At 42.6% G+C, this 23,687-nt stretch carries 13 protein-coding genes; 5 read left to right on the top strand and 8 right to left on the bottom strand.

The window, feature by feature from the left end:
* The first annotated feature begins 39 nt into the window (after positions 1–39).
* From ACOOEY_RS17400 to ACOOEY_RS17380, 5 genes are all read left to right on the top strand, one after another.
* Complete coding sequence (locus tag ACOOEY_RS17400) at positions 40–1,332, top strand: hypothetical protein (protein WP_420386001.1); 1,293 nt, start codon at positions 40–42, stop codon at positions 1,330–1,332.
* A 119-nt stretch (positions 1,333–1,451) separates the two neighbouring features.
* Entirely contained in the window at positions 1,452–2,768 is a 1,317-nt protein-coding gene (locus ACOOEY_RS17395) for a tetratricopeptide repeat protein (RefSeq protein WP_420386000.1), read from the top strand.
* Complete coding sequence (locus tag ACOOEY_RS17390; RefSeq protein ID WP_420385999.1) at positions 2,768–3,046, top strand: hypothetical protein; 279 nt, start codon at positions 2,768–2,770, stop codon at positions 3,044–3,046. The genes ACOOEY_RS17395 and ACOOEY_RS17390 overlap by 1 nt, the downstream gene beginning before the upstream one ends.
* 201 nt (positions 3,047–3,247) lie before the next feature.
* Entirely contained in the window at positions 3,248–3,874 is a 627-nt protein-coding gene (locus ACOOEY_RS17385) for a hypothetical protein (RefSeq protein WP_420385998.1), read from the top strand.
* A 38-nt stretch (positions 3,875–3,912) separates the two neighbouring features.
* Complete coding sequence (locus ACOOEY_RS17380) at positions 3,913–4,377, top strand: hypothetical protein (RefSeq protein ID WP_420385997.1); 465 nt, start codon at positions 3,913–3,915, stop codon at positions 4,375–4,377.
* Between the two features lie 34 nt (positions 4,378–4,411).
* On the opposite strand, the gene ACOOEY_RS17375 is transcribed toward ACOOEY_RS17380, so the two are convergent.
* Genes ACOOEY_RS17375 through ACOOEY_RS17340 form a run of 8 tightly spaced genes read right to left on the bottom strand, consistent with a single transcriptional unit; the run spans position 4,412 to position 23,682 of the window.
* Positions 4,412–6,805 (bottom strand): glycogen debranching protein, encoded by a 2,394-nt coding sequence (locus tag ACOOEY_RS17375; RefSeq protein WP_420385996.1) that lies wholly within the window; start codon positions 6,803–6,805, stop codon positions 4,412–4,414.
* A 60-nt stretch (positions 6,806–6,865) separates the two neighbouring features.
* Positions 6,866–9,235, bottom strand: a complete 2,370-nt coding sequence (locus tag ACOOEY_RS17370) for an FtsX-like permease family protein (RefSeq protein WP_420385995.1) — start codon at positions 9,233–9,235, stop codon at positions 6,866–6,868.
* 12 nt (positions 9,236–9,247) lie between these two features.
* Positions 9,248–11,629 carry an FtsX-like permease family protein gene (locus tag ACOOEY_RS17365; protein WP_420385994.1) on the bottom strand — a complete coding sequence of 794 codons (2,382 nt, stop codon included), beginning with the start codon at positions 11,627–11,629 and terminating at the stop codon, positions 9,248–9,250.
* Between the two features lies 1 nt (position 11,630).
* A complete protein-coding gene (locus tag ACOOEY_RS17360; protein ID WP_420385993.1) occupies positions 11,631–14,024 on the bottom strand; it encodes an ABC transporter permease in 2,394 nt (797 codons plus the stop codon).
* Complete coding sequence (locus tag ACOOEY_RS17355) at positions 14,017–16,419, bottom strand: ABC transporter permease (protein WP_420385992.1); 2,403 nt, start codon at positions 16,417–16,419, stop codon at positions 14,017–14,019. Before ACOOEY_RS17355 ends, ACOOEY_RS17360 begins: the two co-directional genes overlap by 8 nt.
* Before the next feature lie 12 nt (positions 16,420–16,431).
* Positions 16,432–18,807, bottom strand: a complete 2,376-nt coding sequence (locus ACOOEY_RS17350) for an FtsX-like permease family protein (RefSeq protein WP_420385991.1) — start codon at positions 18,805–18,807, stop codon at positions 16,432–16,434.
* Position 18,808: 1 nt separating this feature from the next.
* Positions 18,809–21,232, bottom strand: a complete 2,424-nt coding sequence (locus ACOOEY_RS17345) for an FtsX-like permease family protein (RefSeq protein ID WP_420385990.1) — start codon at positions 21,230–21,232, stop codon at positions 18,809–18,811.
* 14 nt (positions 21,233–21,246) lie between these two features.
* Entirely contained in the window at positions 21,247–23,682 is a 2,436-nt protein-coding gene (locus ACOOEY_RS17340) for an ABC transporter permease (protein WP_420385989.1), read from the bottom strand.
* Between the last annotated feature and the right edge of the window lie 5 nt (positions 23,683–23,687).

The raw sequence follows: 23,687 nt of genomic DNA, 5'->3' as shown, positions 1-23,687 counted from the left end.
GTCCTGAAATGGCTAAGTTCCGAATTAAACTAGTCAACCATGAAACTTGCACAAACTACTATGCTGGCTTGTCTGTGCCTATGGACTATTAATGTTAGTGCACAGGATTTAGTATCTAAGTCAGAGATCAATGAAAAATATACCATTGCTGGCGATTACATCCGCATGGATGATTATAAGAAAGCCCTCCCCTCACTTCACTGGTTATTGAAAAACGCTCCAGACTTTTCCGAGAGTGTACAATCATGGGCTATGGACGCATTCGAAGAAGTGGCCAATGCCACTGAAGACAAAACCCGAAAGCAGGTCATGCTTGATTCCATGCTCATTGCCTATGAACTTAAAGCGCAGCATTTTGAACTGAGTGTTATTGAACAAAATAAGCTGGCCTTCAGGTATTACAAATACTTTTTAAATGATAAGGACAAACTAACCAGAGCATATACGCTCTTTACAAACCTCTTTGATACACCCGATGAAGTGATCAATAACAACCTGATTCCATTTATACTGGTCACTGAAAAGTATCATCAATTGGTTCAAAACCTCTCCGAAAAGGAAATCATTGATAATTACATGCTTACCTCGGGAGAAGTAACTGAAAGGTATTTCAGTAAGAATGAAAAACGCTTCGACAACTATACTGCCTATCTGGATCAATCACTGATCAATATGCTGGGAGGTGAAATTCCTTGTAACACCATCGATCAGATGGCAGATGGCATGTCGAAAAGTGATAGCGTGAATGTGGCGAAGAAAGTGATGGCCTTTAGCCTCAGATCAAGCTGCGGAAAAACGGATAGCTACCTATCTGCTCTTAAACTATTAGCCAGAAATGAACCTACATCGGGTATCTTCAAAATTCTCGCACAGTATGAAGCAACTGATGATAACTTTGGCCAGGCTATCTCCTATTATCAAAGTGCTCTCGAACTCGAAACAGTTGTTAGCAAAAAGGCAGACATCCATATGGACATTGCCAAAATGCATTTTGCCAACCTCAACAAGCCACTGGCCAGAGCTTCTGCCCTGGAATCAGTAGCACTGAATCCTGAGTTAGGACCTACAGCCTACACATTCATTGGTCATCTATATGTAGCCAGTTTTGACGAATGTGCCGATCGATATGACATTGTGCAGGATCGTGCGGTCTATTTAGCGGCTTACGACATGTTTGCAAAAGCAAACAATACTAAAGCCATGGAGGAAATCGCCCTGCAATTCCCTACCAGGGAAGCAGCCTTTGAACAGGATATATATGATGGAGACCCCATAAAGGTGGGCTGTTGGATCAATGTAAAAACCACTTTAAGGACCAGAGTGAGTAATTAGCAGAAGACAACAATTTGATAATCCTTGAGTTAATTTTTAACTTCTTCATAACCATTACTTTTGCCAACCATTTCTAATTGGTAGAAACTTTGCTATTATCCACTCGTAAACGAGAGACTATGAAAAAGTTAATCTTATTAATACTTACAGTATTTGTCATACAAGGCGCTTTTGCCCAGGCTCCTCAACTGAACCTTCCCTCTGATCCGAAATTGGAAGCCGAAGCCAAAAGACGTTTCGCACTTTCTGTAGATGCAATGTCTGCCGATAAATTCAGAGAAGCAGCCAACTCCTTAAGTTGGTTAATGAAGAATGTTCCCGAGTTGTATGACGGACTTTATATCAATAGCTACAAGGCTTATGAAGAGTTGGCAGAAGCCACTTCTGACGAAGCAAAAAAGAATATGTTGCTCGATTCCATGTTCATTGCTTTCGATCTAAAAGCTAAATATTATGAGCTTTCTGATTTAGAGGTGAACAACAAAGCTTACCGCTATTACAAATACTGGAAGTCTAATAAGGACAAAATGCCTGAGGCTATCGAGGCTTACGAGGCCGCTTATAAAAACCCGGCAGAAGTCATTAATAACAATCTGGTTTCTTACATGGATATCATCAGACGCGCCAAAGCCTATGGTGTAGACATTCCCAATGACAAAGTATTCGATGTTTATACTCAGGTAATGGAAACCATCGACCTGAAAGAACAAAACGGAGAAGATGCTGACCGGCTGGAAAAATACAGAACCACTGTCAACAGCTTATTGACCATGACCATGGGCGATGACCTAAACTGTGACTTTATCAATAATAACCTTGCGCCTAAGCTGGAAACTGACCCAAATACCAAGTTGGCCAAAAAGGTTTTCAGTTTGCTGCTCAATCAGGGATGCTCAGAAAGCCCGTACTTTCTTACTGCCGCAGAGATTATTCAGAAGGATGAACCTACGGAAGGTATAGCCAAAGTAATTGCTCAGAGAGCATTTGTCAATGAAGAGTATGATAAAGCCATTTCATTCTACAATGAGGCCATAAACCTTTCAAAAGATCCTGAGAAGAAAGCAGATCTTTTACTGGACCTTACTTCTGTTTATATCAAAATGGGAAATAAGGCTGAAGCAAGAAAGACTGCCTTACAAGCAGCAGAAACCAACAAAGCTTCTGAAAGTCAGGCTCTCACCTTAGTGGCCAATATGTATATGAATAGCTTCGACCAGTGCGCTAAGAAAGTGAGTCAGGTAGAAGACAGAGCTATCTTTATGGCGGCTTATGACCTTTACCAAAAAGCTGGAAACAGCGAAGGTATGGCTCAGGCCAAAGCCCAGTTCCCAACAGTATCGGATGTATTTACTGCCAACAAAAAAGAAGGTGAATCAATCAGAGTTGGATGCTGGATCAACGTGAGTACTACTATTAAAGCAAGACCTACGAACTAATGGATACTGAAAAACTATTAAAGGAGTTACGCGAGAAAATTGATGAACTCATCGATCAGGCAAAAAATGCCGGTGCAGAAGCTCGAGAAGAAATGGATGATGTCATTGAAGACCTGAAAAAGCAGCGCGATAAGCTGGAGGATAAAATGAAGGACTTCAAATCTAAGAATGAGCCTAAGTTCGAAGAAGCCAAATTCCATATCAGAAAGGCCGCTGAAGAGCTTGAGCAGGCCGTGCGTAAGATTTTTAGAAAAGGCCCGGGAGCCGAAGAGGTATAGAGAAAAGAAAATGTAATCAGAAAGGTCAGCCAAAAGGCTGGCCTTTTGTTTTTGGTATACCCTTAAACAGGTTATTACCAAACCGACTCGTTCTAAATGGTTGGGTTGAGGTTTACTCCAACAGCAGACCCTTTAGCAAAACAGCAGGAGTAAATCCGAACGTCATAAAGCATCAATTGGCTTTTTTGTGCATATTCAGGTATGAGTTATATAGATAGCTTCGATCATGAATATGTCGGGCAGCTAGGTTACCTCCCCATTTATCATCCGTTGGAAACGCTTGAACAAGTGAAATGGGGAGACTATGATTTTGGTGCTGACCCTACCAACCTGATACTTGGTGGCGGAAGCGGTGAACACCCGGGACTTGTACTTCACAGGCTGGAATGTTTTGTCGCCAAATTTCTTTTTGACCAGATCACTGAAGATGATGAACAACTGATGTCCCATGAAGACCGCGATTTTGTGATTGATCTGGCCTTTGTCAATTATATTGAACTGCTAGAATTTTGTGAATGGAGGATAAGTGAAATAGCAAACTTTCACAAGATGGCTAAGTCTTCCACCATGGGTTACCGGCTAACCAAAAACGACATTATGGAAGACTGGCTAATTAAATCGATTGGAGAACTGGTATATTATGCTCTTCCCGAGTTAAACCCGGAACATGAGTCTCTTACCAGAATCTTTCAGGATTATGAAATTCACCCTGTTATGAGAAATGTATTGATACCTCCTCCCGGTTACCCGGCCTGGGGTGGCAGACAAACACTAGACAACAAATCTGTTTGGGGACATCATCGTTTTTATGACAGCACTAACCAATAACCCTATAAACCCCGATTCATCTCTAAACCGCTGCACTCATGAGCATGTCAAAAACTGAAAAACTCTCCCATTATGCTGTTGTACTCATTGCTGTGATGGCCGTAATAGTCTCCTTCTGGCAAGTCCGCATAGCTCAGGAACATAACAGGCTATCTGTAAGGCCTTATATGGACTTCTTCTATGGTTGGACTTCTGCTACGAATCTTCAGCTTAAGTTATCCAATCAGGGAGTTGGTCCGGCCATTATTACGCAGGTAGAGCATTATTACAAAGGCCAGCGATATAATACCTGGGATGACTTACTTAAGGCATCAGGTCTGAATGAATACCGGAAGAGTTCCTATCAGTATGGAGGCAAGAGCCCTTTCGCTTCTGGCAATGAAATCGTATTTCTGGAACTGGAGCTGAGTGAAAATGAGAAATCACTTTTGAATGAGATCAGGACCATTGTTCATTACGAATCTATATATCAGGAGCCGTTTGAATTGGAAATTATCTTCTAGTGATTACATCAAGTCCGGTAGAACAAAGCCTGTACTACTGGTTAACCCTGACTCTCACCTTATTCCCTGTAACTTCCAGATACATTGAAGTGCTTTCTACCTGTTCACCTTCTAAAAGAGAAACAGTACCTATCTCAGCCGGAAAAACCAGTTTAAAGGAAGGGTCAGCCTGCTCAATAAGCAACTCATACCCTCCACTTTCCAGTCGTTGAAAGCTCAACGAAAGCGTATTATCACCAATGACAAGGTCTGCGATTTGAGCCTCATTCCAGGTTGATGGCATCAGTGGAGAAATGGTCACTTCCTTCAAGTGTGCCATAGGCTTTACTCCAAAAAACTGCTTAATAATGGGCACAGCATAAGAGTAAATATTCCATGCCTGGGTATGCATACCAAAATCCGGGCTTACTTCATAAATAGAACCGGGTAAGGCATAACCGAAAGAATTGGTCATCCTGTTCAGATAATCTAATGCAGCATCTGGTCGGCCATAGTTGTTTTCAGCAATGGCCTGTACCCCTGTTGGCAAGGTCATTACAGCTCCTGTATAGGAGAATATCTTCATTTTCTTAGCAAAGCCACTATCATCGGTTCCGGCTGACTCATCGCGATCGATACCGGTTACAAAAACACCAAAGGGGTTGACATAACGACTCCCGGTATTCAGTGCCTTGATCGCTTTAGCACTATCGGCCACCCCAACTTCCATCGGTGTATTCACCACCCAATTGTGGTACAAAACGAATCCCTGCTTTTTATTGGGATTATAACCTCGTACCCTTCTTTGGGTGGTTTTCAGTTCCTCCACTGCCCAGGGTTTGTCGAGAGTATCAGCTCTTACAATAGCTCCTTCAATCAGGTGCTCCGCATCTTTGGCTGTACCAATAAAGTCGGCATAAGAAGAAAACTCTTCCACCCAAAACTCACTATTAATAATTCCGGCTAGTTTCGTAGCCTTCATTCTATAGTCCTTTGCTTCTGCCGGTTGACCCAAAACCTCAGCCATTTCAGCTGCATCCATAAAGGCTTTGTAGGTGTAAGCCGCCACATCGATCATTTCAGATTCGAGGCCATGAATTTCCATCATGCCATAACCATCGGCCAGAAGATTGCCATCTTCATCATTCTCCCTGAGTAGCCAGTCCAACCCTGCTACGACCGTAGGATAATACTTCCTGAGGAAATCCATATCTCCCGTCCATTTAAAGACCTCCCAGATCAATGTGGCATATTGTGGTGTCTCATTGAGGTTTCCCGGGTTGAAGACGGATCCATTGGTACTCATCTCGTGCATGATCTTACCGGAACCATCATTCACTGCATTCGATACGCTATCGATCATCTGGATGGTTGAATAGACTATATCCTTCATTCCCACCGCAGTGGCTCCCTGTAAAGCATATTCGCTGTCGGCACCGAAGAACCATGGATAGTCGGGGTTACCGGCCGTAATCCCTCTACCCAAACCATCTACATCGTTGATCAGCCAATCTGTATTATACTTCACCCATTCAAACGCCTGATTCAATCGTGCATCAGGTGTGGTCAATTGAGCCATTTGATTAATCTGCGCATAGCGTTGGGATTTTTGCTGAAACAGTGACAATACATTCTGCCTGACTGATTCAAAAGTGGCATTGGCAGCATCCAAGGACTTGTCAGATCCCGAAATAACAAAAGGCAGTACCAACTCCTCTCCTTTCGCCAGGCTGAGTGGAAAACTCAAAGCGGCATTAACACCTTGACCGTTTCTTTCAAAGTCACATAGTTGACTATCTACTTCTGCTTTGCCCGGGGAGGAAAATGAGCCATAAACTACATGCCATTCATTGGCCTCGTCTTTCGCTTCAATGCGTCCAGTCTGTTGATTGAAGCTGGCCTGATCTGCGGCATCCACCATATGGGTTCTCTCGCCCAACCAGACAGGCCTGAGGTCCACCATACCATTAAAGGTAAAGTCAAAATCCAGTGCATCGCCCGAGTTATTGATCAGCTTATACTCTACATAGACAGCTTTTTCTCCATCAGGTACAAATTGTCTTCTGGCCACCTCCAGACCTAAAGCGTCAACCTGAAAATGGTGTTCATTGAAGAAAGAGTAGTTGATGAATTCTGAAGCATCAGTGAGACAGAACGTGGCATTATTGCTATTAATGGAAGCTACAAAACCATCCATTAACTTAATCGGATGGCTCCATATACCTCCCATTTCACCTGTTACGTGCCAACCCAAATCAGGAAAGCTTCCGTCCTGATGTCCGACCATGTAGGTTTTATCACCAGGGGTTAAGTAGGGTGAAGCCAGGTATTCAGGCTTACCTGATATGCCTTCCTGTAATGTTACTTCAACATCAATAAAAGATTCGTACCCTTGTTCACAACTGAATGTAAGAGCAAGTAAAGACAGAGCAGAAAAGAGTTTCTTCATGGCATTTGGTTGGAGCATGCTAATCTAGGCGATTATGCATACTCCTGCAAAGGCCGGGCACTACTCATCTCTTAAAACATCGGCCGGATTTTCCTTAGATACTTTTAAAGACTGACCAAGAGTCACCAACCAACTCAAAGCCAGGAAGGCAAGAAATGCTCCAATGAAGATTAATGGACTGAGACTGATTCTATATTGAAACTCGTTCAGCCAGTTCTGCATAGCAAAGTAGGCGACTGGTACGGCAATAATAAATGCCACTCCAATCAAGATGGAATACTCTTTATTGAGCATTAGAATCAGTCGGTTCATTGAAGCTCCCAATACCTTACGGATACTTACTTCCTTTCTTCTTTGTTCAAGGCTGTAGACCGTTAAAGCAATCAGACCCAATAGTGATATACTAATAGCGATGGAAGAAAAAACCTGGAATAGCCTGAACTGCTCCTGCTCCTTTTGATAGAAGTCTGCAATCTGATCATCCAGAAAGTCATACTCGAAAGGTCTTCCAAAATAAGCCTCGTATTGCTCGGCCAACCTCGGTATGGCAGAAGACAAGCTATTAGCTTCCAACTTCACGAAAACCTGATCTGTCCCCCAGCTATTCAGGTAGTATATGCTCATTGGCTCTATCTCAGTCTTGAGGGATTTCATATGAAAGTCCTCTACAATGGCCACAATTTCCAGTCCTACCTGATCACTCCATCCATAAATTCTCCTGCCTTCAGGTTGTTCCAAAGCACCCATACTGGCAGCCATGGTTTTATTGATAATTACCTGTCCGGGGCTAAATTCAGCAATCGCATTTTCATGGGCCTGCCAGTATACCTGAATTTCCATGATATCAAGAAAACCTGCATCGGCAATGATGGCTTCATTCCCTATCATTTCAGCCTCCTTCCCCCGGTTATTAGGTCCGTTCAAGGCAGGTATGCTGGCCGAACCTCCTGGTTTAAACCCTCCCAGGCTGGCCTTCCTCACCCCCGGTATTTTCAGAAACTCTTGTTTTAAAGGTTGATAGGCTTGAGTAGAATCCTGATCAAGAGGGATGCTCAAAACAGCACTGGCATCAAAACCCAGGTCTTTGCTCTTCAGATAGTTCATCTGATTCATCATTACCATAAGGCAGGAAAGTAAGAGTGCAGTTACTGTAAACTGAAAAAGCACCAATACCTTTCTGAACCTGGAGGATTGTTTCCCTCTTCCTGAAGTGGATTTCACAGTGCTAATTGGGCTGACTTTTAAAATCTGTACAGCCGGGTATATACCTGAGAGTCCTCCGATAATTACTCCCGCAATCAACACCCACATAGCGAAAGTACTTCCAAAATAAGGTAGTGCAATATCTTTATTTAGTATCTCATTGAATCTGACCAGCAGTCTTTCAGTTAAAGCAAAGGCCAGCATAAATGAAAAGACCACTACCACAATTGATTCCAGAAACTGGTAAAACATCAGTTGATACCTTCCGGCACCAATCACTTTCCGCAAACCAATCTCCTTTACCTTCTTTGTTGCCTGAGCCGTAACCAGGTTGACATAATTAATGATAGCCAGCAACAGGACAACAAGGGCTATACCTCCAAAAAGTCTCAGGTATCTAATGTCATTTTGCTCAAAGTAAATAGCCCGGTAGTCGGCATATAACCTTTGATCTGCCATTGAGGAAATATTAAATTGCTCATTCTCTACAGCTATTTTGTACGGTGGTTTACTTCTGGCAGCACTAATAGCTGCAACTACCTGATCCTTCGAAAAATCAGGGGTCAATTTGAGATAGGTGATTACATTGGTTAAACCGGAGGTTTTCGCAAAGTTGTTTTTATACTGTCCCTCATCAAAAGTGACCATCTTAAAGCTAATGGTGCTATTCAAAGGAGGATTTTTGGCAATACCTGTAATGGTATACACCTTACTCCCCTTTTCGACTTGTAATTCCTCGCCAATCGCATTGTTATCACCAAAAAGTTTTTCTTTTAAATCCTCAGTGATGACTGCACTACCTGAGTTAGAAAGTACTGAAGAAGGCAAACCATCGATTAATTCAAATGAAAAGAACTCAAAGAAGTTTTTGTCTGCCGAGAGTACTCCATCAGTATTCAACTCCTTTCCTCGTGCTTCAACCAGCACAACACCCCGGTTAAGTCTCAGTCTGGAATAGCTATTGAGTCCAACTATGTCTTCTTCGAAGAACTCTACATAATCACTTGGAATTACACCTCTCCAGTCTCTATCCTGATATTGAGAAGTTACCCTGTATATGTTTTCATAGTCCTTGTGAAACCGATCAAAGCTTAACTCATGCCTGATGTAGAGACTGATCATCAAAAAAGCAGTGAGACCAATCGTTAAACCTACCACATTGACCAGCGTAAAAATTCTTTCTTTACGAAGTCGTCTAAAAACTAATTTGAGGTTATTTCTGAACATGTTATGTCAAATTTATTCGTTACGTAATGTATCCATAGGGTTCAACCGTCCCGTCTTAACCGACTGAAAAGCAATTGTACCCAGAGCGATAAGAACTGATAGTATCGCTGCTACCAGAAAACCGCCAATACCTAAGTCAATTCTATTCGCGTAGGTATTTAGCCATAGATTGACCACATAGACTGATAGAGGAATCGCCACCAAAAAGGCGATCAGGATAAGCTTGATAAAGTCTAAGCCGAAACTCTTGACAATATCGACAATACCTGCCCCCAGCACCTTTCTCACTCCAAACTCATGTTGTCTCTGATCAGCAGTGAAAGCAGCCAGACCAAACAAACCAAGACAACTGATGAAAATGGCCAGCACAGTAAATACCATGACCGCATCACCATTCTGCTTTTCTTTGTTATAGACCTCTGCAAAATTCTGATCGAGGTACTTATACTCAAAAGGTTCGTTATTGAGTTCTTCCCAGGTAGTCCGAACCTGTGCAATAGTTGAATTAAGATTTTTTGTGTCGAGTTTAATGGCCACCTGATTCGGGGTTGATGGATCATAATTGATTAAAGCGGGTCCTACTTCATCTCTGTAGTTGTCTACGAAGAAATCCTCTACCACTCCAATGACTCTCCAATAGTTTCCAAATACCTGCCCTACCGGATCGTCTTCAAAACCTATGGCATTTACTGCCGCCTGATTGAGCACAACCAATGAATCGGTTGGTTCCTGATCCGGTCTGAACCAGTCACCCGAAACCAAGTTTAGTCCCAAGGTCTCCTGATAAAAGGGATCTACCTGAAAATGACTGAAAGCTACGGTCTCTTCGGCATTGAGCATAACAGACATAATATCGTTTGACTGATCAGCGGGGAGACGGTTATTAAAGCTGGCGGACTCCACTCCCGGAATTCTTAATAGTTCGCTTCTCATTGGATGATGACCATCCACCGCTTTTGAAGCATAAGGTAAAACAATAACCTGTTCTCTATCAAAACCAAGATCTACCTGACGGAGATATTGAAGCTGACTATAGACAAAGAAAGCCCCGATAATCAACGTTGAAGAAACCGTAAACTGGAGGACAACAAGTGAATTTCGCAAGGTCTTGGCGCTTCCCAGGTTCAATACCTGATTCAGCTTCATTCCTTTTAACAATGGAATCATCTTCACTGAAGAAAGGTAAAAGGCCGGATATGTACCCGCTAATATGCCAACCACAATTACCCCGATCAACACATACAGCGCCAGAGAAGGGTAGCTCAGAATTGAGATACTAATAACCTCTCCAACAGACTGATTGAGAAGATTGATAAATAGTTCTGACAACCCTCCACCAATAATAGCAGCAATCAGAGTGAGCATAACGGACTCTAATAAAAACTGGCTTATCAACCCTGATTTACCGGTTCCCAGTACTTTCCTAAGCCCTATCTCTTTGGTTCTTTGTGATGACCTTGCCGTAGAGAGGTTCATAAAGTTGATAACGGCAATCAAAAGAATGAATGAACCAATAATGGTGAGTGTTACCCTGGCTTGCCGATCACCGTTCGGAGTCAGTTCAAACTTTTCATTATCACCCAGATAAATCTCACGAATGGGTTTAGCAAAGAAGCGTACTTTATTGGCTGATTCAAGCCAATCATCAGCAGACAAGGTCTGACTGCCATGTACAATAGGATAAGCATAGGTCTTAGCTATTTCATCTAGTTTTTCATTGATAAGCTGAGCGTCTACGGGGACAGTAGTTCTCGCATAGGTGTAACCTCCAATACTAAACCATCTGCCATCGGCATACTCAGGGTTGAAGATATCGCTGGAGATTACATCAAACTTCAAATGACTTCTATAAGGTTGGTCATCCAGCACAGCGGCAACTACCTTTTCCTTTTCCTGATATTTTATGGATCTGCCCACTACATTAGTCTCACCAAAGAGTTTTATTGCAAAGTCTTTGGTCAATACCAACTTATTTGGACCATCAAGTGCAGTTGAGAGATCTCCTGCCAATACATTAAAATCAAAGACCTCAAAGAAATGTTCATCGGCCTGAATGACTCTGGAAGCTGAATACTCCTTCTCTCCCACCTTGAATCCATCTGTAACTCCTGCAGCAATCCGAGTGAAACTCTCTATTTCGGGTACTTCATCCAATCTGTACTGCAGATTAGATGTAGACCAGGCCGTTCTACCCATACCCAAAAAATCTTCCTCCAGACGGTAGATTCTTTCATGGTCTGAAAAACCTTTTTCATAAGTATTCTCCTGATAGAGATACAGTGAAATCACCAGAAAGCAGGCCAGACCTATACTCAACCCTAACAGGTTAAGGGCGGATAACAGAGGACTTCTCTTAATCGCCCTGATGGAAGTTTTCAGATAATGAGCTATCATATTATTCTTCTCTAAGTGAATTAATGGGGTTAGCTGAAGCTGCCCTAAATGACCTATAACTGGTAGTAAGTAATGCTATCATCAGAGTAGCCAACAGACAGAAAGTAAATATGGCCGGTCCAATCTGCATTCTAAAGGCGTAGCCCTCAAGCCATTGATTCATTAACCAATAAGCAACAGGACTGGCAATCATGAAGGCGATAATGACCAATCGGACAAATTCAGATGAGAACAGTCTGACCAGGTAAAATATTGAAGCACCCAATACTCTTCTCACACCTATTTCCTTCCTTCTGGTGGCTGCCATATAGGAAACTATACCATAGAGCCCTAAACAGGTAATGCCTACAGCAATACCTGCAAAAAGAAGCAGCATTTGAGTAGCTTTCTTTTCGTTCTCGTAGTACATCCCCACATAATCGTCATAGAACTGGTATGAAAACTCCTGACCGGAATAAACAGACTGCCATATGCTTTCAAGACTACTTAATACCTGATCGGCATTAGACGGATTAAGCTTTATGCCCAGGGTGCTAAAGTTCCGTTGATCATTGTACATAATCACCGGCCTCATTTCTCTTTTGGCAGTGGTAACCAGAAAGTTCTTCACCACACCTTTTATGGCTGCTGTATGACCATCATAGTTAATCAGTGCCCCGATGGCTTCTTCATTGCTCTCTAGGTTCAGCTTCTTAACGAAAGCTTCATTGACCACAAAACCTTCTACCGTTTGCAGGTCCTGATAGTACTCCCCTGCGACTAATTCCAAACCGTAAGTACCGAAGAATTCGGTATCTGCGGTCTTTTTCAAAGCACTGAACTGAATTCTATCCTCATCTTTACCGAAGGTGGCAGTGGTTGAAGACATTGAGCCGGAAAATGGTGTATGCGTAGAAAAGGCATACTTGTTCACACCTGAAACTTTATCCAGCTCACCTTCCCATACTTGTTGATTACCTGCTTCGCCTGAAGGAAGGTCAAGAAAGACTACCCAATCCTTCATTTCGCCCAACGTAATACTTCTGGCGTACCTGGATTGTTGAAATACAACGGAGGTTCCGAAAAGGAAGATAATAGCAAAGGCGAATTGCATGACCACCAAAATTCTTCTTAGAAGCATTCCTTTTTTACCCGTAGCATAGTTATTCTTTAGTGCATCAGTAGGCTTAAACCTGGAAATAACATAGGCAGGGTAATAGCCTGCAATGAGAGTGACCAGGAACAAAAGGCCTGTGAGAAACAGTGGTATTTCAACATCCGCCAATAAGTGGTAGTCTATTACAGTACCCGCAAAGTCTTGCACCACTGTTGGCATTAGCAGCTCTACCAGTCCGAGGGAAATCAGCATCGATACCAGTACTACATAAAACGTACTGACCATCTGCTTCTTAATTAATCTGGCACTGGTACTGCCCAATATCTTTCTGACTCCAACATCTCTGGCTCTCTGAAAAGCCACAGCGGTTGACATATTGATGAAATTGAAGCAGGCAATGAGCACGATAAAAACAGAAACAATGCTCAGTGTGGTAATGTATGTGCCTGACGCCACTCTGTAGTTCAGGTTACCATATTGCTCATCGAAATGAATCTCATGGAGAGGCTGAAGCTGGATTTCAAGTCTTCTTTCTCCATTATACCTGGCTAAAGCCACTTCATTCATTTGTCTTTCAACTTCAGCCACCTGATTTTTAGAATGAATGACCACATAGGCCCGATCATCGGAATAGGTACTATACCAGTTATTAAATTCTTCACCCCCCGAAATAGTCTTCATTGAAATAAAAAATTCAAAAGGGTAGTCAGAGTTATTCGGTCTTCTTTTCACAATACCGGTAACCATCAGGTCTCCTACATTTTTCACCTTAATGGTCTTACCCAGAGCATTCTGATCTCCAAAATATTTAGTAGCCAGAACATCATCCAGCACCACTGAATTAGGTTCTGTCAGAGCCTTTTCCTCATCTCCTGAAATCCATTCCCAGTCAAACACCTGGAAAAGCTCAGGTTCAGCATAGACTACACCGGGGTTTTCAAAGAAGCTGTCAATACTTCCGTCTTCTCTGATTAACTCGACCTCACCATACCTGCTGTGATAGAAATGGGTGATGGTCTCAATACCAGATATTTTGTCTCTAAACTCATATGGCATTGGCTTCGGTAGCCCTACCTGATGTATGGCCTGTCCTTCTACCTCTCCTGACTGTACAATTCGATAAATCTGGTCATACTTCTCATGGTAGGTATCGAAGCTCTTTTCATAGCGTACTATGAGGAATAAAATAATACCGGAAGTAAGACCAAATGTCAATCCAAGGATATTGAGCAGCTTAAATCTGAGATTAGCCTTTTGACTTTTAACCGTGAAGTACCTGCTGAAATTAATCTTACTCATCTCTTAGTGAATTAATCGGGTTAGAAGTCGCTGCTCTTAATGATTTATAGCCGGTAGTAACCATGGCGATAACAATAGACGAAAGGAGACTCAGTACAAAAATGAATGGTCCGATAGAAATGCTGTATTCATAGTCCTGAAGCCAACTATTCATGCCCAGATAGCCTAAAGGAGCGGCAATCAGGAATGCCAGACCAACAATCACTAAAAACTCAACAGAGAACCGGCTTACCAACTGAGCTACGCTGGCACCCAATACTTTTCTGATACCAATTTCCTTTGCTCTTTGGTTAGCCATGAAAGAAACCAGTCCGTATAGTCCCAGGCAACCAATAAAAATGGCTATGCCGGCAAAGGCAGTGAGCATCTGTGACATTTTCTGCTCACTCTCATAGTATTCTACAATCTGATCATCTACATATTGGTAATTGAATTCGTACTCTTCATTGATCCTGTACCATATACTCTCCAATTGTTTGACTACCTGATCTGCATTAGAAGCGTTAACGCTTACTCCCAGGGTTCTGTAATTCCTCACATCATTGAATAGTGTCACTGGTTCGATAGCGCTTTCAAGCGTTCCGGTGTGAAAGTCCTTCACCACACCTACAATGGGAGCTGTTTTACCCCAAAGTCTGATTCTCTTATTAATGGCATCATCGACATCTACTCCTACCTGTTTCAGAAAAGTCTCGTTAACTACAAACTGCTTCAGGGTATCACTATCGTCCAGCCACTTTCCGGCCAGTAAGGTCAGGCCATAAGTGTCCAGGTAATTTTCATCGGCCATCTTCACATGAGTGGTTAACTCTTCTCTGGTGGTATCACCCAAATAGAAATAGGCATTCGTAGCTGATACCGAACCTGAGAATGGTGGGTGGAAGTTGAATGAGTAGGCATTCACACCAGGTACATTTTGTATCTCTGACTCCCAAAGGTCGAGTGCCTGCTTGTCCTTTCTGGCCAGACCTACGTTTAAGATCCACTCCTGATCATACCCCATGTCAGCCGACATGAAATAATTCATCTGCATAACGGCCACCACGGTACCAAAAATCAATACCTGACAAATCAGGAACTGGAAGAAGACCAGAAATCTTCTGAAGAACATACCTCCTTTCTTCTGTGCCACAGCGCCCTTCAATGCATAAATGGGCTGCGTATTGGAAAGCACCAATGCAGGATAGAGTCCTGCCAGTAAGGAAACAACTACCAGAATACCCAAAAGATAGGCAACAAGGCTAAGATCGGAAAGCAGGCTAAATGATATCTCAATGCCAATGAAGTCATTAATAACCAGAGGCAACAGTCTTTCAGTAATGGCCATGGAGAGTAAAAGGGAAATGAGGGTAATAGCGAACGTTTCACCCAAAAACCTTAATACAAGGTGTCGCTTACTACTTCCCAAGACCTTTCTCATACCTACTTCCTTGCCCCTTTTGACTGACATGGCGGTAGACATATTCACGAAGTTCACGCAGGCAGTAACAATGAGAAAAGCACCAATAATGATGTAGGCATAAAGTAGTGATTTAGGTGCAATGCGCTGACTAAAGGTCCCAAAACGCTCATCGAAGTGATACTCGCTCAAAGGAGACAGCACAAAAGTCCTTAGTTCTCTGGTCTCCTTATCCCAGTGTTTCTCTACAAAATCAGGGAATTGTGCCTCTACCTGCTCAGGGTTCACATTATTCTCCAATTGAATGAAAGCCACGTTATCGCTTGAAATACTACCCCACCGATTGAAGTCGTCAGGCTCTTGTGAACGTTTGGTTTCCATGGAGATAAACAAACCAAAAGGAAAGTCAGAGTTATCCGGAGCATCTTCGACTACGGCTACCACCTTTAAATCAGTTTGTTTATTGAGCCTTACTATTTTGTTTAAGGCAGATTCCTCCGGGAAGTATTTTTCCGCCAGTGTTTGGTTCAGCACTACCACATTGGGCTGAGCCATGACATCTCCATCAATCGTGCCTTCAACCAGAGGCCAGGTAAACATGCGGAAGAAACTAGGCTCTACGTAAACTAAATCTGGGTCTTCTTCATAGTACTTAACCGACCCATCCTTAGCATTGACGGATATTAGTCCATATCGCTCATGACTAACAAGAGTAACCTCTTTGAGTCCTACAATCTCCTCCTCAACAGAAGCCGGCATCACCAGGGGTAATCCACCTCCAGGATATTCTCTGCCATTTTCGATATCGATATGACCAACACGATAGATCGAATTCAAATTTTCATGATATGTATTGAAGCTGAACTCCTGCTTGACAATCAGGAACATCACCAGGCTACAGGTAATACCCAGTGTTAGTCCAAATACATTGATAAGGGTGAAAGCTTTGTTACGGGCAAAGTTTCTAAGGAGGGTTTTTAAATAGTTTTTGAGCATAACCTTTATAGTTTATTCGGTTCTTAGAGCATTAACTGGATTAGACATAGCAGCCTTGGCAGATCTGGCTGAAACAATAAGCAGTATGGTAACCATGGCTAGCAGGCCGATCAGGATAAATGGCCAGGCGCCAATACCAATGTGATAGCTAAATTCAGCCATCCAACTACTCACTGCATAGTAAGACAGCGGTATAGAAACCAGAAAAGCCACCAGCATCAGCCAGAGCATTTCTCTGCTCAGCATACTCAGGATTTGTTTCACGGAAGCTCCCAACACTTTGCGTATACCAATTTCCTTAACACGTTGGTCGAGAGTATAACTAATCAGACCAATCAAGCCCAGAACAGCCACAAAAATGGACAGGCCTGTAAACAGATTGATCACCTGACCGAGTTGTCTTTCTTTATCGAAGAGCCTGTCAAATGATTGTTCAAACAGTTCATAGTCGAAAGGCTCGGCAGTAAATTTTCCATAAATCTGCTGTGCAGCGGCAATAGCCTCTTGTTGGGTACCTTTAAAGCGTACAGAGATCAAAGATGGATATGGTCTGCTAAAGAGGGCAACAGGACCAATTTCTTTGCGAAAGTCTTCATAGTGAAAGTCCCTAATTACCCCCACTATTTCTACATCCTTACCGTTGAAGTTGGCATTGAATCTTCTTCCCAGTACATCGCCCCCAAGGTTTTTGGCCAGGGTTTCATTCACCAGCATAGCTGTGCGGTCTCCATCGAGTTCACTATCGAGAAATCGACCTTCTACCAATTCGAAGCCCATTACCTCAGCATATTCAGCATCGATATACTTATACTGCATACGCTTGTATTCGGCATTCTCCACATTATTCTCAATGAACCCACTGAGTGCCAGATTGGTCAGCTTATAATGACTGAAACCAACTGACTCAATACCGGGCATGCTTTTCAACTCATTTCTGAAAGCATCTACATTATCTCCAATCTGGAATTTCGAATTGTCAATAACCAAAACGTCTGACTTATCGAAGCCCAGGTCTTTCTGCATACTGAAATGCAGCTGCTGGGAAATAAACACTGAGAAAATAGCCAGTGACAGAGACACCACAAACTGGAAAACAACCAGCCCGTTTCTGAAATATCTCTTGCCGGAGCCTGCTTTATAGTCTCCTTTGAGTACTGCCGATGGCTTGAACCGGGTCAGATAAAGAGCCGGGTAAATTCCTGCTACCAATCCGGTAACCAGGGCAACATTACCAATTACTGCTATCAACAGGCTGTAATCATATACATTGGACTCAAAGTGGCCGAATCCATTGAATTGAAGTAGCTTCAGTGTTGCTTCTGCCAAACCAAAACCAATCAACACCGCCACAAAGGCAATCATAACAGACTCTACAATGAATCGATAAACCAACTGATTTCTGAAGGAGCCTAAAACCTTCCTTACTCCTATTTCTTTTGCTCTTTTAGAAGCTTGAGCAGTCGAAAGATTGACGTAGTTAATTGCCGCCAGAATGATGACAAATACGGCTATGAAAAGGAAAACATAGAGGTAGGTTACATTTCCTGGTTCCGAAGCTTCAAACTGGATATTGGAATTCAGATGTACATCTGCCAAAGGCAATACCATCATTCTTGAGGTATAAGTTTCCTTATACTCTTCAAAGCTTTTGCCCTCTCCATAACGTTCGAAGTCAATCGGTAAGAGTGCCTCATCTACGGCAGCTTTCACCTGATCCAGCGGCATCTCGCTGGCCGTCTTGAAATAGCTGTAGCCGGTTGTAAAGGAGTAGCTGTCTTTTACCCTGTCTATGAATTCTGCCGGCAAACGACCGATAGCTGAAAAAGAAATCGTGGTATTGGAAGGTAAGTCCTTAATGACACCCGTCACCTGAAAATTACCCTCAGCCAATTGAGAATTCACATGCAACTGCTCTCCTATCGGGTTTTTGTCACCATAAAGCTTTCGCGACATGCTCTCCGTCAAAATCAGGGCATCGGGAGCATCTAAAGCTCCTTCCGGATTCCCCAAAATAAACGTGTGCTTAAATACATCGCTGTACTCTTCTGTTACATAGAAATAATCCTTAACTGCCAGACTTTTTCCACTCTCTGTTTTCAGGCTGGCAGAGGGATTGGGCATAATGCTTACTACATGCTCTACTGCTGCTACATTATTTTTGATCTGATTCAGATGAGCTATAGATGAAAGCGCAAAACTGTTAGCACTTAGCCGATAGACCTTTTCATGCCCGGCATAATGCTGATCGTAAGTGAATTCACTTTTTACATAAATAGCGATGAGTGTAGTCGCAGCAAAACCAATAGCCAGCCCCATGATATTAATGCTAGCATAAGCCTTGTTTCGCTTGAGATTTCTGAAAATGGAAAGCAGATGATTTCTGAGCATATTATTCGCTTCTAAGTGAGTCTACAGGGTTAGAGACCGCTGCTTTCATTGATCGCAATACGGTGGTAATAACCCCTACTATTAAAGTGAATCCTATAGCCGCAACAAATACCCAAACACTCACTCCCACACGGTATTCAAAGCCCGATAACCAATTGTCCATGATGTAGTAACCGAAGGGTACAGCAATGAGGAAAGCAACTCCGATGAGGACCAGCATCTCTTTAGAAAAAATATTCAGAATCTGTCCTACAGATGCACCGAGCACTTTCCGGACTCCAATCTCTTTCTTCTTCTGATTAGCCATAAACGAAACCAGTCCATATAATCCCAAACAACCTATGAGAATGGCTATTCCGGAAAAGAGCTGAAAGAGTGTGAGCATATTTGCCTCCTCTTCATAGTTCTCCATGATTTCTTCCGTAAGCAGACTATAGTCGAATAAAACATCCGGATATTGGGCTGTCCAGGTCTGCTCAAGAGCAGCAATCAAATCATTGGTTTCACTTTCGTTTCCACTAAATTTCAAAGCCCCTTCATAGTAATAACCCGGATATCTGACCATAACCATTGGGTCTCGTTTCTCTTTTAGATCCTTGTTATGAAAGTCTTTGAATACACCAACAACCGTTTTTGGCCCCGCAAACCCAGAGCTGATTTCTTTACCAATGGCCTCATTTGGATCATTCATTTCCATCAGCTTTAAGGCTTCCAGTGATATCAGTGCCTCGGTTAAGGTATCGGTCTTCTTTATATCTCTACCTGCTAACAGCTCAATTCCGTAGAGGTCAAGATAATTATCATCAATCACCTTGTATGCCACATCAAACTGCCCTTGTGTTTCGAGAGGGGCATAACCGAAAGTAGAACCTATATTGTTGGTAGAAAGCGGGCTTCCGAAGGCATAACTCACATTCTCCACTCCCGGAAAGCTGATCAGCTCATTACGCATGACCTGAAGCTTAGAGCCATCAGGAACTGGTAATGGAAAAGTGATGATAGACTCCTTTTCAAAACCCAGGTCGGAATTGCTGAAGTATTTCATTTGTGAAATCACCACCAGCGTACAAATCACCAGCACCTGAGAAATAAAGAACTGGAATATGACCAAACCTCTTCTGGTTACAATATTTCCTGACATGGCCGATTGGCCTTTGCCTCTTAGAACAGATACAGGCTTTAGTTTCGAAAGCACGAATGAAGGATAGAGACCGGCAAACAGGGTAACTCCAATAATTACAGTCACCACCACTGCCAGAAGTGAATAATCATTCAAAAGATCTAATGAAAGCTTATGTCCAAGAAGGTCTTCCATATTGGTGATGACCAACTCGGCAATTCCAATAGACAGCAGAACGGAAATTAAGGTAATGAGGAAGGTCTCTCCCAAAAACTGAAAAATTAATTGCCCTTTGTGACCTCCGAGTACCTTTCTGATACCCACTTCCTTAGCTCTCTTAATCGCCAATGCGGTTGATAGATTCACAAAATTGACACAAGCTGTGAGAATCAGGAATATGCCAACCACAATAGGTACCGTAATTATATCTGAATCAATGGCAGTACTTCCATAAGTATTAAACTCAGGCTGAAAGTGCATTTCCGCTATAGTCTGCACATGAAATGTTGTTCTGTTTTCGGATTCAGGTATGTATTTCTTGCCCAGTTCCGGCAGAACAGCTTCTATCTGTTTCTTAGTTACATTCTCATTGGCCAGGAAGAACACCTGTGCATTACTGGAAGTGGAAGTCCATGATTCAGGTTGGTAAAAATCAAAGATCTCTGCCACTGCTTCATATTCCATAATAATTTTGAATGGAACTGACGCATTCTTTGGAGGATCAACAACAACTCCGGTAATGAATACTGTCAGCTCATTATTCATTTTCACTTCCTTACCCAAAACCCTGTCATATCCTCCGTCTGTTACTCCAAACAGCTTTTCAGCCAGGGAAGTAGAAATAACGGCCGATTTCGGTTTAGACAAAGCCGTTTCAGAGTCTCCGATCATCCATTCATAGTCGAAGAGTTTAAAAAAGGTTGAGTCTGCAAAACCAATACCATCGGTCTGTTGATAATGGATCCAGTTATCACTTGCGCCCTGAACACTCAATTGATTTTCTCCTGTATAGAAAGTTCTACAGGCTATCCCCAAATCAGGATTATCAAGCATGAAGGACTGGGCAAAAGGGTTTGGCACCCCACCTTCCAGGTCAATCAGGTTTGGGCTTTCTACCCGCTTGGTAAATCTGTAAAGTCTGTCATAGTTAGAAAGGTACTGATCGAAGCTTTTCTCAAACATCACATACTTGAAAAGTACCAGGGCTGCACTTATGCCTAAGGCAAGTCCAAATACATTAATGAGCGTAAAAGACCTGTTTCTTCTAAGGTTTCTTATGGCCGTAATAAAGTAATTCTTAATCATATCGCTTTCTTATCTTATTCGTCTCTAAGTGAATTAATTGGATTAACTGAGGCGGCACGGAATACTCTATAGCCAACGGTACTGGTAGCAATAACCAATGTTACCAGTGCTCCCAGCACAAAAACTGAGGCTCCCAGTGTAATATGATATACATAGCCTTCCAACCAGCTATTCATAGCCAGGTAGGCTAGCGGGGCGGCCAGCACAAATGCAATGGCCACCAAAATCAATACTTCTTTGGAGAAAATACTCACTATACCTGTAAGTCTGGCCCCCAATACTTTTCTGATACCAATCTCTTTTACCTTCTGATTGGCCATAAACGAGATCAGACCATATAGTCCCAGGCAACAGATGAAAATAGCCACACCGGCAAACACCTGAAAGAGGGTTGAAATTTTTCGCTCCGTTTCGTATTGACCCGCTACACGGTCTTCTATAAAGTCATAAGTGAAAACATCATTGGTGAAAACATCTGACCAAATAGCATCCACCTGATCTATGATATTCTGATAACCACCGGAAGAAGCAATCGCTACTCCTCCTTCAAAATATTGAGAAGCCCCTTTCATCATGAATACCGGATCAATTCCCCTGTGGAAGGAATTATTGTGGAAATCCTCCACTACCCCGGCAATGTAGAATGAGGCACCATAGGTAGTTTTATATCGGTTACCTACGGCACTGGCAGGATCATTATAACCCAGTAACTCAGCCAGTTTACGGTTGATCACGCTGTAGTCGTCCGGAGATTCATTCGTGTAAAAGCTACCACTCAATAGTTCGAGGTTGAACAACTCACCATAATTCGGGTCTACATTCTTTCTATTGGCTCTGATGCCATCGTTTTCCTGACCCTTCGGGTCTTCAATTGTATCGATGTTGTTGGTATTTGAAGCGCCCGGGGTAGCGATGAAGAAGCTCATGTCGCCTACTCCGGAAACGGCCGATAATCTGGACTTCAACACATTCATAGTCTCTTCTGAACGATCGGGAATGGGGAATGTCAAAACACCCTCTGATTTAAAACCAAGTGGCTGGCTACTCATGTAATCCATTTGAAAGACGACCACCAGAGTAGCAATGATCAAAGTCTGAGAGATCAGAAATTGGAAGACTACCAAAACTCTTCTGATAGAAAAGCTACCCTTGCTGCTTTTGGCATTCAGGCTACTGCTTTTAATAGCATGCACCGGATTATAATTAGAAAGCACCAATGAAGGATAGAATCCAGACAGTGCCGTTACTCCAACTAAGAGGACTAACAGGAATAATATCGTTTCCGGATTATTGAAAAGATTCAGCCCAAGGCTGTAGCCCAATAGTGGTTCCAAACGAATGAGCACTGCCTCACTCACTGCCAATGATATGAGTATGGACATGAAAGTGATAATAGCCACTTCACCGAAAAACTGGAAGACAATCTGACCCTTGCCACTTCCCAGTACTTTTCTGATCCCTACTTCCTTAGCTCTTTTAACCGACTGAGCAGTTGCCAGATTCACAAAGTTAATGGCGGCAGTGAGGATTAAAATGATGGCTATAATGCGCATATTGCTCAAAATGCTCTGATCTACATAACCACCGGCTCCCAAATCAGGATCCAGGTGAATACTTTTCAAGGGTTGTAAACCAAAGTACACCCCTGCCTCTTCGGAGTCTACCCCAATATTCTTCAGGTATTTGACTGAGGATTGCTTCAGAGCAGCCTCTGCCTGATCCAGGTTCTGACTTTCAGGTAAACGAACAAACATGCGGGTAGCACCATTACGCGTTCCCCAGCTGGTCAGGCCATTGGCATAAGGATAAATTTTTGCTCCTTCATAGAACATAAGATAGTCTATTCCATAATCTGTATTCTTTGGTGGGTTATCATAAACAGCAGCAATGGTCATTTTAAGCTTATTCTCAAAAGTGACCGTCTTGCCAATAATGGATTGATAGTTACTGCCATTCAGACCAAAGAGCTTCTCTGCACTATCAACCGATAAGGCCATAGTGTTAGGATTGCCCAACAAATCCTGATCACTTCCGGCTATAACGTTGTAATCAAACATCTCGAAGAAATCAGATTCCACAAAAGCCATATTATTGGGCTCCTTGATCTTCTTCAAAACTCCCTGTTCATTCTCGTATGAGAATACACCATTCCAATACCAGTGAATTCTGGATACCTTCCAATCAGGATAATCAAGCGCCATGGCTGGTCCTAATGGATGCATAACTGATGCAGATTTCTGCACATCGCCATCATTATCCTGAACCAGGTTGATTCTGTATACCTGGTCGGCATGTTCGTGATAGTCTTCAAAGCTTTGTTCAAAAGCCGTGATTCGGTAAATAATGATGGTACCTGATATACCCAGTACCAAACCCAGAATATTCATGGCAGCGAAACTCTTGTTTCGAAGCAGATTTCTGAGTGCTGTTTTGAAGTAATTCTTGATCATTTGAG

Source organism: Roseivirga sp. (assembly GCF_965216855.1).
GTDB lineage: Bacteria > Bacteroidota > Bacteroidia > Cytophagales > Cyclobacteriaceae > Roseivirga.
Note: the sequence above shows the minus strand (reverse complement) of the source record. Positions and strands in the feature narration are given on the sequence as shown.